This is a genomic window from Streptomyces chumphonensis, from assembly GCF_014779715.1.
GTDB lineage: Bacteria > Actinomycetota > Actinomycetes > Streptomycetales > Streptomycetaceae > Streptomyces > Streptomyces chumphonensis.
This window is the reverse complement of sequence record NZ_JACXYU010000001.1, coordinates 709,018-721,570: the sequence shown is the minus strand read 5'-3', so window position 1 is coordinate 721,570 and position 12,553 is coordinate 709,018. Positions and strand designations below refer to the sequence as shown.

Below are 12,553 nucleotides of genomic sequence, written 5' to 3'. Positions count from 1 at the left end.
GGAACCGAAGGGGGACGATGGACAGCCGGTACGAGGCCTACTGCTTGGCCGACCCGCACTTCTACGAGACCCCCGACCGTCTCTCCGCCGCGGCCGGCGGGCGGGACGCGACGCTCGACGCCGCCCGTCGCCCGGTCCCCGAGGGCTGGATCTCCGCCCGCAGCGGTGACTGGCTGGAGCTGCGACCGGAGCGGGGCGAGTTCCCCGCCCAGGGGTGGAAGGTGCACGTCTCGGCCACGCTGGGCAACGCCGGCACCGTCGTCGAACAGGTCTGGGACTACTGCGTCCCGCGCGGCGTCGCCTTCAAGTTCGTCCCCGACCTGCACCTGCTCCACCTGCGCAACGCCAAGTACGCCGACCGCGGCCACAGCGGCAAGGCGGTGACCGTCTACCCGGTGGACGAGGAGCAGCTGCGCACCGTGCTGACCGAGCTGGACGCGCGGCTCGCCGGCGAGCCGGGGCCCTACATCCTCACCGACCTGCGCTGGGCCGACGGCCCGCTCTACGTGCGGTACGGCGCGTTCGCCCCCCGGCACTGCCTGGACGAGAGCGGCTTGCTGGTCCCCGCGCTGGAGAACGCCGAGGGCACCCTTGTGCCCGACCGCAGGGACCCGGTGTTCACGGTCCCGGAGTGGGTCACCCTGCCCGCCTGCCTCCAGCCGCACCTGGACGCCCGCAACTCCGCGACCGTCGCCGACCTGCCCTACCGCATCGAGCGGGCCCTGCACTTCTCCAACGGGGGCGGCGTCTACGCCGGGAAGGACACCCGCACCGGCGAGGAGGTCGTGCTCAAGGAGGGCCGCCCGCACGCCGGTCTGGCCGCCGACGGCGCCGACGCCGTGCGCCGCCTGGAGCGCGAGAAGGCGGCCCTGGAACGGCTCGCGGGCAGCGGCGTGGCCCCCGGCGTGCGGGACTGGTTCACGCTGGAGGGCCACCGCTTCCTGGTGATGGACCACCTGCCCGGTCAGACGCTCAACTCCTTCTTCGCCCAGCGGCACCCGCTGCTGACCGAGGACCCCGCGCCGCGTGCCGTCGCCGACTACACCCAGTGGGCCCTGACGGTCCACCAGTCCGTCACCGACGCCGTCGCCGCCGTGCACGCACGGGGTATCGTCTTCAACGACCTGCACATGTTCAACATCATGGTCGCGCCCGACGAGAAGTCCGTCTCGCTGCTCGACTTCGAGGCCGCCGCTCCCGTCGAGGACGACCCCCGGCAGGCCGTCGCGCACCCCGGCTTCCTGGCCCCGGTCGACCGTCGCGGCTTCGCGATCGACACCTACGCCCTGGCCTGCCTGCGCCTGGCCCTCTTCCTGCCCGTGACGACGCTGCTGGCCGTCGACCGGGGCATGGCGGCCCACCTGGCGGACGTCGTCGCCGAGCAGTTCCCCGACGTGCCCCGGTCGTTCCTGGACGCGGCGGTGGCCGAGATCGTGGGCGGCGCACCGAGCGCCCCTCCCGGGAACACGTCCGCGCGCCCCGTGCCGGCCGCCCGGTCCGGTGGCCGGGCGGACGCCGACCGCGCGCCCGGGGTCCACCCCGGTGACTGGCCGCACAGCCGCGACGCCATGGTCCGCGCCATCCTCGCCTCCGCGACGCCCGAGCGCGACGACCGCCTGTTCCCCGGTGACGTCGCCCAGTTCGGGGAGGGCCGGGGTCTCGGTCTCGCCCACGGAGCGGCCGGCGTCCTGTACGCGTTCGCCGAGACCGGTGCGCCCCGCTACCCGCAGGGTGAGGAATGGCTCCTCGCCCACACCGCCGCGCCACCGCGCCGCACCCCGCTCGGCCTCTACGACGGGCTGCTCGGCGTCGCCCTCGTCCTGGACCGGCTCGGCCACGCCGCCCGCGCCGCCGAACTCGTCGAGCGCACCCTGGCCGAGCGGTGGCAGCGCCTCGGCCACGACCTCGACGGCGGCCTCGCCGGCGTGGGGCTGGCCCTGGACCACCTGGGCACCCGGACGGACGACCCCGCCCTGCACGACCACGCCCTGGAGGCGGCCCGCCGCGCCGCCGACCTGCTGGCCGGGGCGCGCGACGAGGACGGCCGCATACCCAGAGCCGGTCTCCTGCACGGCGGCACCGGGCCCGCGCTGCTCTTCCTGCGCCTGTACGAACGCACCGGGGACACCGCCCTGCTGGACCTCGCGGGCGAGACGCTGCGGCGCGACCTCGCGCGCTGCGTCCCCGACGGCAACGGCGCCCTCCACGTGGACGAGGGCTCCCGCACCATGCCGTACCTCGGCGCGGGCAGCGTCGGCATCGCCGCCGTCCTCGACGACTACCTCAGCCACCGGCCCGACGACAGCGCCCTCCACGAGGCCCGCGGGCAGATCCTGCCCGCCGCCCGATCCCGCTTCTACGCGCAGCCCGGACTCTTCCGGGGCCGCGCCGGGATGATCTGGCACCTGGCCCGCACCGCCACCCCCCAGGCGTCGCCCGACGACGTCGAGCGGCAGCTCGACGCGCTCGGCTGGTACGCCATGTCCTTCGGCGGCGGGCTCGCCTTCCCGGGCGACCAGATGATGCGCCTGTCCATGGACCTGTCCACCGGCACCGCCGGATGCCTGCTCGCCGTCGGCTCCGCCCGGCACGACGAGCCCGTCCGGCTGCCGTTCCTCCCGCCGCCATCGCGGCCCCGATGACCTGCCCCGGCCAGGGGTCAGGAAGAAACACCCCGTCCCTACAGAGAGGAAACATCATGGCGCTTCTCGACCTGCAGAAGATGGAGACCCCGGAGACCGGCGGCGACGCGGGCAGCAACGTCAGCCTGCTCGCCTGCGACAAGGTCAGCTCCGCCAGCACCATCCTGTGCCTCTGACACAGCACCGGTGTTCCGGGTGACGCGCTGACGCGTGAGGCGCTCCGGCGCCTCACGCGTCAGCGCACCGGACAGGCCCGGTCCCGGGCGGCGGACCACTCCCGCCCGGGACCGTCCCGGCCCACCGGGGCCGGGCACGAGGCGACCGGCCGAGCGTACGGCCCGAGGAGACCGGCCCGATGACACCCGCCGACCGCGTCCTCCGCGACGCCCTGCGCCACCAGGCCGTCCGCGCCACCCTGCTCGCCCTCGTCACCACGGCGGACGCCGCCGCCGTCCTGCTGCTGCCGGCCGCCCTCGGCCACACTCTCGACCTGCTGCTCGCCGGTGAACCGGCGACCGCCGCCCTGACGGGGGCCGCGGCCCTGCTGGCCGCCCTCTTCCTCCTCGACGCCGTCGAGACCGTGCTGACGGGCACCACCACCGCCCACGCCACCGCCCGCCTGCGCACCCGGCTGATCGGCCACCTCCTGGCCGTCGGACCGGCCGGCGCGGCCCGCTTCAGCCGGGGCGACCTCGTCACCCGCGCCACCGCGCTCGCCGCCCAGAGCGGCACGGCACCGGGCGCCGTCGCCGCGCTGCTGGCCTCCTGCGCCCTCCCCCTGGGCGGTCTGACCGCCCTCGTCCTCATCGACTGGCGGCTGGCGGGGACGTTCCTGCTCGGCGTGCCCCTCCTCGCGCTCGTCCTGCGCGCGTTCACCCGGCGCACCGGCGACACCGTCGAGCGGTACCTGCGCCTCCAGGGGGAGATCGCCGGGCGCTTCACCGAGACGCTCGCCGGGGCCCGCACCATCGCCGCCGCCGGGACGCTGCGCCGCGAACGCGGCCGGGTGCTCGCCGCGCTGCCCGAACTGAGCCGCGAGGGACACCGCCTGTGGCGGGTCCAGGGCCGCTCCAACGCCCAGGCGGCGGTCCTCGTGCCGCTGCTCCAGACGGCCGTCGTCGCCACCGGGGGCCTCCTGCTGGTCGCCGGGGAGCTGAGCGTCGGCACGCTCCTGGCCGCCACCCGGTACGCCGCGCTCGCCGCCGGGATCGGCGTGCTCACCGGACGGCTGGCCGCGCTCGTCCGCGCCCGCCGCTCGGGCGCCCGGCTGGCCGAGGTGCACGCCGTGCCCGTCGCGCCCCACGGCACGAAGCCGCTGCCGCCGGGCCCGGGCCGGCTGGAGCTGCGCCGCGTCAGCGCGGTCCGGGGCGGGCGCACGGTGCTGGACGGCGTCGACCTCACCGTGCCCGGCGGCACGACGGTGGCCGTGGTGGGGCGCTCCGGCTCGGGCAAGTCCGAACTCGCCCGGCTGGCGGGGAAGCTGACCGAGCCCGACCACGGCGAGGTGCTGCTGGACGGCGTCCCGCTGAGCGAGGCCGACCCCGCCGCGCTGCGACGTGCCGTCGGGTACGCCTTCGAACGCCCCGCCCTCCTCGGGGGGACGCTCGCCGGAACGATCGGCTTCGGCCCGCTGCCGCCACCCGACCCCGAGCGGATCACGCGGGCCGCCCGCGCCGCCTGCGCCGACACCTTCGTGCGCACCCTGCCGCACGGCTACGACACGCCCTGCGCGGACGTGCCCCTCTCCGGCGGCGAGATCCAACGCCTCGGGCTGGCGAGGGCGTTCACCCACCGAGGTCGGCTGCTCATCCTGGACGACGCCACCTCCAGCCTCGACACCGCCACCGAACGCCAGGTCACCGAGGCCCTCCTGAACGGGGACCGGCCGGGCACCCGGCTGCTCGTCGCCCACCGGGCCGCCACCGCCGCCCGCGCCGATCTGGTCGCCTGGCTGGAGGCGGGACGCCTGCGCGCCCTCGCCCCGCACGCCCGGCTGTGGCAGGAGCCCGACTACCGCGCCGTGTTCGCCGCCGGGCCGGAGCCCGCCGATGCCTGAACCCGACCCCGGGAGGACCGCCGACGCACCACCGCCCCGGCGCGGCCTGTTCGCCGCCGGGGCGCGCCGGCTGCTGCGCCGCCCCGGGGCCCTGCTGGCCCTGACCGGCTGGTCCCTGCTGGAGGCCGCCCATACCTTCCTGCTCGGCCTGGCCGTCGCCCGCGCCCTGGACGAGGGCTTCCTGCGCGACCGCCCCGCCACCGGGCTGGCCTGGCTCGGGGTGGGCGCCGTGGGCATCGTGGCCGGGGCCTTCGGCACCGGCCGCGTCCACCGGGCCGTGGGCGCCCTCACCGAACCCCTGCGCGACCTGCTCGTCGAACGGGTCGTGGGCGGTGGCCTGCACGCCGCCGTGACGCCCGGGCGTACGGCCGGGGCCGCAGGCGCGGGGGCGGTCTCCCGGCTCACCCACCAGGTGGAGATCGCCCGGGACAGCTTCGCCGGGCTCCTCATGGCCGGACGGGCCTTCGTCTTCACGGCCGCCGCCGCCCTGGCCGGGCTGGCGGCCCTCCATCCGCTGCTGCTCCTGGTCGTCCTGCCGCCGCTGCTGTGCGGCCTCGGCGTGTTCGCGGCGAGCCTGCGCCCGCTGGCCCGCCGGCAGCGCCGGTTCCTGGACGCGGACGAGGCCCTGGCCGCCGAACTGGACGCGACGCTGGGCGGGTTGCGGGACGTCGTCGCCTGCGGGGCCCAGGAGAGGGTGCGGGCCGAGGCGGCGGAGCGCGTCACCGACGAGCGGCGCGCCGCGAGCGCGCTGGCCCGCTGGGGGGCGACGCGGGCCGTGGCGCTCGGGCTCGGCGGACGGCTGCCCGTCCTCCTCCTGCTGCTGCTCACCCCCTGGCTGCTCGACCGGGGCGTCAGCGCGGGCGCGCTCGCGGGCGCCCTGACCTACCTGCTCCAGTCCCTCGCCCCGGCGCTGGAGAGCCTGGTGCACGGCCTCGGCGGCGCCGGGGCGCGGTTGGCCGTCGTCCTCACCCGGCTGCGCGGCGGGCCCACCGACGACGACGGCCCCGTCCGGCACCGCCCGCCACCGCCCTCGGCCGCGGACGCCGCCCTGGAGCTGCGGGCCGTCTCCTTCTCCTACGGCCGGGGCGCGGCCCCCGTGCTGGACGCCGTGGACCTCACGGTGCCGCGCGGGGGGCACCTCGCCGTCGTCGGGCCGAGCGGCATCGGCAAGTCGACGCTGGCGCAGCTGCTGGCCGGCCTGCTGCGGCCCACCTCCGGGCACCTCGCCGCGCACGGGCCGGTGACGCTCCTCCCGCAGGAGGCGTACGTCTTCACCGGCACCGTGCGCGAGAACCTCGGCTATCTGTGCCCGCGTCCGGTGCCGGACGCGGTGCTGCTCGGCGCGGCGGACGCGGTGGGCTGCGCGGAGCTGCTGACGCGGCTCGGCGGCCCGGACGCGGTGCTGGACCCGGCCGGACTCTCGGCGGGTGAGCGGCAGCTGATCGCCCTGGCCCGGGCCCACGCCTCACCGGACCCCGTCCTCGTCCTGGACGAGGCGACGTGCCACCTGGATCCGGCCGCCGAGGCGCGGGCGGAGCTGGCGTTCCGGGCCCGGCCGGGCACGGTCGTCGTCATCGCGCACCGGATCTCCTCGGCGCGGCGTGCGGACCTCGTGCTCGTGCTGGACGGCACGCGGGCGGTGGCGGGGCGCCCGGCCGAGGTCGCGGCGGGCTCGGCGCTCTTCCGGGACCTGTGCGGCGGTTGGGACGCCGCCGGGGGGTCACAACCAGCCGGACCGCTGGGCGATGCAGATGGCGTCCACGCGGTTGCGCGCGCCGGTCTTCCGGGTGATCGCTGACATGTAGTTCCGCACGGTCCCGTTGGTCAGGTGGAGGGAGGCGGCGATCTCCGCCACCGAGGCCCCCTCGGCGGCCAGTGAGAGCACGCTCAGCTCCCGCTGGGTGAGCGGCAGTTGGCTCGCCTGGAGGAAGCCCAGGGCGAGCGAGGGGTCGACGAAACGTTCCCCTGCGGCCACCTGGCGTATCGCGGTGAGCAGTTGGTCGGGGCTGGCGTCCTTGTTGACGAAGCCCAGCGCGTCGGCCTCGAAGGCGTGCCGCAGCGGGCCGGGCCGGCCGGCGGTGGCCAGCACCAGGAGCCGACAGCCGGGTGGGGAGGTGTGGCGCATCAGCTCCGTCAGGTCACGGCTTTCGCCGTTGCGTTCGTCGACGTCGGCCACGCAGACGTCGGTCCGGGTGGCGCGGGCGGCGCGTTCGGCGCTCCGCCAGGGGGTGCAGGTGGCGGTGATGTCCCGTGCCTTGCCGAGCAGTTCGGCGAGTCCGGATCTCAGCAGGCGGGCGTCGTGCACGAGCAGAACCCGGATCACAGGTGTTTCCTTCCGTGGAGCTCAGGTCACGCGTCGGCCAGGAGTGGCCCGGGCGGGGATGACCGGGTACCCCGGGACGGTGGTACTCGCGCAATTGAATCCGGCCCGGACGTGTTCGGACGACACAAATCAAGCCATGGGGGAGTAAAGGGGCGCACACGGGGCGTGAACGCGCGCCTACCGTGCGCCCTCACCCCGTCCGCACGCCTCCCCCATACCCCTCACGCTTCTCTCACACGGCGGAGGGGGGCTGCTCCACCAGCCGGGACACCGTGGTGATGTCCGTGCGCACCTGGTCGAGGGAGGCACGCCCGGCCAGCCAGGTGATGAGGCTCAGCAGCCAGGTGTGTTCGATCACCCGTACGGCGGAGAGCTGGCGCGGTGTCGGCTCCTCCGTCAGCCCCATCGCGTCCAGGACGATCGCCGTGGTGAGCCGCAGCACGGTGTCCACCTCGGAACTCGCCGAACGGTCGGCGAAGGTCAGGGCGCGCACCATGGCGTCCGCGAGGTGCGGTTCCCGCTGCATGGCGCGAAACGCCCGCATCAGGGTTTCGGCCACCCGCTCCGCCGGGTCGCTCTGGGTCGGCGGCCGCCTGTGCAGCGTCGCGAGGAGCTGCTCCAACTGGTCCTGCATGGTGGCCACCAGAAGGTGCACCTTGGAGGGGAAGTACCGGTACAGCGTCCCCAGGGCCACCTGAGCCGACTCGGCGACCTCGCGCATCTGCACCGCGTCGAAACCGCCCCGGCGGGCGAGCTGCGTCGTCGCGCGCAGGATGCGGCGGCGGCGCTCCTCCTGCCGCTCGGTCAGCGGGGGCCCGTCCGGCGGAGCGAGGCCGGCGCGCGGGTACGCAGCCGCGCGTGGGGCCGTCCCCGGGGGCGTTCTCGGATGAGGTCGCGGTGTCGGTGGCGTCATGGTGTGCGGTGTGTCGGTCTCACAGTGCGGGGTCGTCCGGGTGGCGGCGGCGCGGCGGGCGGGACGCCGGTGGCCCGTGCATCCTGTCAGGGTGCGCGCCGTGGTGGGAATCACCGGCTCCGGACGGAACGGCTGGGTGACCGGCCGGTAGATTCAGGGAGGGCAGAGGCCCCGAGGGCAGGCATCTGAAACTTGTTCTACCTTAGCGCGAGCCGTTACGCTCCCGCGAAAGTCCGGCGAGAAGGGACCGCGAGTGACCGCAGAGGCCATACGGGACGCGGCGGCCCGATCCCGTCAGGGCACCGGTGACGGCGACCGCCCCCTGCGCATCGCCCTCCTCAGTTACAAGGGAAACCCGTTCTGCGGCGGCCAGGGCGTCTACGTCCGCCACCTCTCGCGTGAGCTCGCCCGCCTCGGTCACCGGGTCGAGGTGATCGGCGCGCAGCCCTACCCCGTCCTCGACGAGGGCGTCCCCCTCACCGAGCTGCCCAGCCTCGACCTGTACCGCCAGCCCGACCCCTTCCGCACCCCCGGCCGGGGCGAGTACCGCGACTGGGTCGACGCCCTGGAGGTGGCCACCATGTGGACGGGCGGCTTCCCCGAGCCGCTGACGTTCTCCCTGCGCGCCCGCCGCCACCTGGCCGCCCGGCGCGGCGACTTCGACGTCGTCCACGACAACCAGACCCTCGGCTACGGACTGCTCGGCGGCCCCGGCGTGCTCGGTGCCCCGCTGGTCACGACCGTGCACCACCCCATCACCGTCGACCGGCAGCTCGACCTGGCCGCCGCCACCACCCTCCGGCGCCGCCTGTCCGTCCGCCGCTGGTACGGCTTCACCCGCATGCAGCGCCGCGTGGCGCGCCGGCTGCCGTCCGTCCTGACCGTCTCCGGCACCTCCCGGCAGGAGATCGTCGACCACCTCGGCGTGGACGCGGGCCGGGTGCACGTCGTCCACATCGGAGCGGACACCGAGCGGTTCGCCCCCGACCCCGCCGTCCCCGAGGTGCCCGGCCGCATCGTCACCACCTCCAGCGCCGACGTCCCCCTCAAGGGCCTCGTCCACCTGGTGGAGGCCCTCGCCAAGGTGCGCACCGAACACCCCGAGGCCCACGTCGTCGTCGTGGGCCGACGGGCCGAACGCGGCCCGGTGGCCAGGGCCGTCGAACGCTTCGGTCTGAACGAGCCCGACCACACCGGCCGCGTCCCCGTCGAGTTCGTCAAGGGCATCAGCGACGAGGAACTCGTCGACCTCGTCCGCGGTGCCCAGATCGCCTGCGTCCCCTCCCTCTACGAGGGTTTCTCACTCCCCGCCGCCGAGGCCATGGCCACCGGCACGCCCCTGGTGGCCACCACCGGCGGCGCCATCCCCGAAGTCGCCGGACCGGACGGGGAGACGAGCCTCGCGGTGCCGCCCCAGGACCCCGGCGCGCTCGCCGCCGCCCTCACCCGGCTGCTGTCCGACGCCCCGCTGCGCGCCCGGCTCGGCCGGGCCGGCCGGGCCCGGGTGCTGAGCCGCTTCACCTGGCGGCAGGCGGCCATCGGCACCGCCGAGCACTACCGGGACGCCATCGCCCACAGCACCACCGGCCGTCGCACCGGCTGACCGCTCCCGGCACCGGCCGCCTCCGCCCGCCCCGACCCTCACGAAAGCAGAACCCGCTGTGCTGACCGTCGACTTCTCCCGGTTCCCGCTCGCCCCCGGCGACCGCGTCCTCGACCTGGGCTGCGGCGCCGGACGCCACGCCTTCGAGTGCTACCGGCGCGGTGCCCACGTCGTCGCGCTGGACCGCAACGCCGAAGAGATCCGCGAGGTGGCCACCTGGTTCGCCGCCATGCGGGAGGCCGGCGAGGCCCCGGCGACGGCCACCGCCACCGCGATGGAGGGGGACGCGCTCGCCCTGCCCTTCCCCGACGACAGCTTCGACGTCGTCATCATCTCCGAGGTCATGGAGCACATCCCCGACGACAAGGGGGTCCTCGCCGAGATGGTCCGCGTCCTGCGCCCCGGAGGACGCATCGCCGTCACCGTGCCCCGCTACGGCCCGGAGAAGGTCTGCTGGGCGCTCTCCGACGCCTACCACGAGGTCGAGGGCGGCCACATCCGCATCTACCGCGCGACCGAACTCCTGGCCCGGATGCGCGAGGCCGGGCTGCGCCCCTACGGCAGCCACCACGCGCACGCCCTCCACGCCCCGTACTGGTGGCTCAAGTGCGCCTTCGGCGTGCACCGGGACGGCGAGGACGCCGCACTGCCCGTGCGCGCCTACCACAGGATGCTCGTGTGGGACATCATGAAGAAGCCGCTGGCCACCCGCCTCGCCGAGCGCGCCCTGGACCCCCTCATCGGCAAGAGCTTCGTCGCCTACGCCACCAAGCCGCACCTGCCGAGCACCGCCGGGACCGCCGCGTGAGCAGCCCGGAGCGCACCGAACTGCTCACCCTGCCCGGCGTCCTCACCGCCGAGCAGGCCGCCGCCACCGTCGCGGGGATCGCCGCCCAGCAGCGCCCCGACGGCGCGATCCCCTGGTTCCGGGGCCACCACCTGGACCCGTGGGACCACGTCGAGGCCGCGATGGCCCTCGACACGGCGGGCGAACACGCCCGTGCCGAGGCGGCCTACGCCTGGCTCGCCCGCCACCAGCTGCCCGACGGCTCCTGGTACGCCGCCTACGCCGACGGGGACGCGAAGGCGCCCACCGACCTCGGCCGGGAGTCCAACTTCTGCGCCTACGTCGCCGTCGGCGTCTGGCACCACTACCTGGCCACCGGCGACGACACGTTCCTCGACCGCATGTGGCCCGTCGTGGCCGCCGCGACGGGCTTCGTCCTCGGCCTCCAGCAGCCGGACGGCACCGTCGCCTGGAAGCGCGAGCCGGACGGCACCGTCCGCACCGAGGCGCTGCTGACCGGGTGCTCCTCCATCTACCAGGCCCTGCGCTGCGCCCTGGCCGTCGCCGAGCACCGGGAGGAGCCGCAGCCGGACTGGGAGCTGGCCTTCGGCCGGCTCGGCCACGCCGTCGCCCGGCACCCCGAGCGCTTCGCCGACAAGTCCCGCTACTCCATGGACTGGTACTACCCCGTCCTCACCGGCGCGGTCACCGGTCCGGCCGCCAAGGAGCGCATCGAGGCCGACTGGGACCGCTTCGTCGTCCCCGGCCTCGGCGTGCGCTGCGTGACGCCCAACCCCTGGGTGACCGGCGGGGAGAGCGCCGAGCTCGCGCTCGCCCTGTGGGTGACGGGGGAGTCGGACCGGGCCGTGGAGATCCTCCGCTCCATCAACCACCTGCGGGCCGCGAACGGGATGTACTGGACGGGCTACGTCTTCGAGGACGACGCGGTCTGGCCGCGCGAGCAGACGGCGTGGACGGCCGGGGCGCTGCTCCTCGCGGTCGCCGCGCTCGGCGGCGACCCGGCGACCACGGACGTCTTCGGCGTGCCCGCGACCACCCCGGACTTCACCCCGCCCTGCTGCTGAACGCCGTACGCACGACGGTGGCCCCGTCCCCTCCGAGTGGTTCGGAAGGAGGCGGGGCCACCGTCGGTGCGCGGGCCCGGCGCCCGGCGGGGCGCGTCAGCCGCGCTGGATGCCGGAGGTGTCGGCGAGGAGGCCGCGACGGCCGTCCTGGGTCTGCGCGATGAGCGCCTGACCGCGCTGCTCGACCGCCAGGTACCAGGTGCCCGGGGTCAGTTCGGCGATCGGCGTCGGCGAGCCGTCCTCACCGGTCAGCGGGCGGGCGACGGGCACGGCGAACCAGAACGGCTGGAAGTTCGGGTCCGCCGCGGCCTGCGGCGCCTGGGCCTGCTGCGGCGCCTGCGGCTGCTGACCGGGCTGCGGCTGACCGACGCCGGGCTGGGCGCCGGGCTGCGGCTGACCGCCGTAGGACGGGTCCTGGACGCCCGGCTGCGGACCGCCCGGGTACCCGTACCCGGGCTGCGGCTGGCCCTGCTGCGGGGCGCCGGGGTAGCCGTACCCGGGCTGCGGCTGACCGCCGTAGGGCTGGGACTGCTTGAAGCCGCCCGCCGGGATCAGACCGGCGCGCAGCGGCGGCAGCAGCGGCGTGGCGATGGCACCGGCGGCCATCAGGATCACCGCGATGAACGCCATGACCTGGCCCGCGCCGACGTCCAGGGCCTCCTTCGCGCCGAGGGGGTTGGCGAGCAGCGTCCAGAAGCCCGACCACACGGCGAACACGGTGAGCGCGATGCCCCACTGGTCCAGCTTCATGCCGACGATCCGCAGTTCCGCGGGCACGAAGCGGGAGACCACGATCAGGACGGTGGCGATGAGGCCGCCGAGGAAGACGGTCGGCATGACCGGCCACCAGAAGTTCGACCATCCGTTGCGGCTGTCCTCGTCCCCGAAGCCGGAGCCGATGGTGTAGAAGTCGAGGAATGAGGCGATGAACAGCAGGACCGCTGCTCCGATCACCACTGCATCGCCTCGCTGGAGCGAGCGGTTGTTCACGTCAGATCCTTCGTCGATCTCTCGTCGTCATGGTCCGGTCATCACGGGGGCGGTGACCCATCGTACGGACACTCTGATCAGGTTGGGGACGACCCCCACGATTCCCGTCCCGGCGCACGGGGCGCTGCGCTCACCGACGCGGGGCGGCCCGACG

General features: G+C 75.3%; 10 protein-coding genes. 7 read left to right on the top strand and 3 right to left on the bottom strand.

The features are described from left to right. The first annotated feature begins 17 nt into the window (after window positions 1-17). The 4 genes from lanKC to IF129_RS02930 all read left to right on the top strand — a co-directional run bounded on the left by lanKC (window position 18) and on the right by IF129_RS02930 (window position 6,496). A complete protein-coding gene (lanKC, locus tag IF129_RS02945) occupies window positions 18-2,642 on the top strand; it encodes a class III lanthionine synthetase LanKC (protein WP_191207802.1) in 2,625 nt (874 codons plus the stop codon). Between the two features lie 56 nt (window positions 2,643-2,698). After that, window positions 2,699-2,818, top strand: a complete 120-nt coding sequence (locus IF129_RS02940) for a SapB/AmfS family lanthipeptide (protein ID WP_191207801.1) — start codon at window positions 2,699-2,701, stop codon at window positions 2,816-2,818. A 179-nt stretch (window positions 2,819-2,997) separates the two neighbouring features. Beyond that, the gene (locus tag IF129_RS02935; protein WP_191207800.1) at window positions 2,998-4,698 is read left to right on the top strand and encodes an ABC transporter ATP-binding protein; all 1,701 of its coding nucleotides are present in this window, start codon (window positions 2,998-3,000) and stop codon (window positions 4,696-4,698) included. Then, window positions 4,691-6,496, top strand: a complete 1,806-nt coding sequence (locus IF129_RS02930) for an ATP-binding cassette domain-containing protein (RefSeq protein ID WP_191207799.1) — start codon at window positions 4,691-4,693, stop codon at window positions 6,494-6,496. Before IF129_RS02935 ends, IF129_RS02930 begins: the two co-directional genes overlap by 8 nt. On the opposite strand, the gene IF129_RS02925 is transcribed toward IF129_RS02930, so the two are convergent. Together IF129_RS02925 and IF129_RS02920 are read right to left on the bottom strand one after the other, a co-directional pair. Further along, window positions 6,419-7,021: a LuxR C-terminal-related transcriptional regulator gene (locus IF129_RS02925; protein ID WP_191207798.1), complete on the bottom strand. Its 603-nt coding sequence runs from the start codon at window positions 7,019-7,021 to the stop codon at window positions 6,419-6,421. The two genes, IF129_RS02930 and IF129_RS02925, sit on opposite strands and share 78 nt — an antisense overlap. 232 nt (window positions 7,022-7,253) lie before the next feature. Then, window positions 7,254-7,934, bottom strand: coding sequence for a TetR family transcriptional regulator (locus tag IF129_RS02920; protein WP_191207797.1), 681 nt, complete (start codon window positions 7,932-7,934; stop codon window positions 7,254-7,256). A gap of 253 nt (window positions 7,935-8,187) precedes the next feature. On the opposite strand from IF129_RS02920, the gene IF129_RS02915 reads away from it, so the two are divergent. From IF129_RS02915 to IF129_RS02905, 3 genes are read left to right on the top strand one after another with little or no spacing between them, the layout of a single operon-like run. Beyond that, window positions 8,188-9,537, top strand: a complete 1,350-nt coding sequence (locus tag IF129_RS02915) for a glycosyltransferase family 4 protein (protein WP_191207796.1) — start codon at window positions 8,188-8,190, stop codon at window positions 9,535-9,537. Between the two features lie 58 nt (window positions 9,538-9,595). Next, the gene (locus tag IF129_RS02910; protein ID WP_191207795.1) at window positions 9,596-10,345 is read left to right on the top strand and encodes a class I SAM-dependent methyltransferase; all 750 of its coding nucleotides are present in this window, start codon (window positions 9,596-9,598) and stop codon (window positions 10,343-10,345) included. Beyond that, window positions 10,342-11,409, top strand: coding sequence for a prenyltransferase/squalene oxidase repeat-containing protein (locus IF129_RS02905; protein WP_191207794.1), 1,068 nt, complete (start codon window positions 10,342-10,344; stop codon window positions 11,407-11,409). The genes IF129_RS02910 and IF129_RS02905 overlap by 4 nt, the downstream gene beginning before the upstream one ends. A gap of 96 nt (window positions 11,410-11,505) precedes the next feature. Here IF129_RS02905 and IF129_RS02900 read toward each other — a convergent pair whose 3' ends face one another. Then, on the bottom strand, window positions 11,506-12,399 hold the full coding sequence (locus IF129_RS02900; protein ID WP_191207793.1) for a DUF5336 domain-containing protein: 894 nt from the start codon (window positions 12,397-12,399) through the stop codon (window positions 11,506-11,508). Window positions 12,400-12,553: the final 154 nt, after the last annotated feature.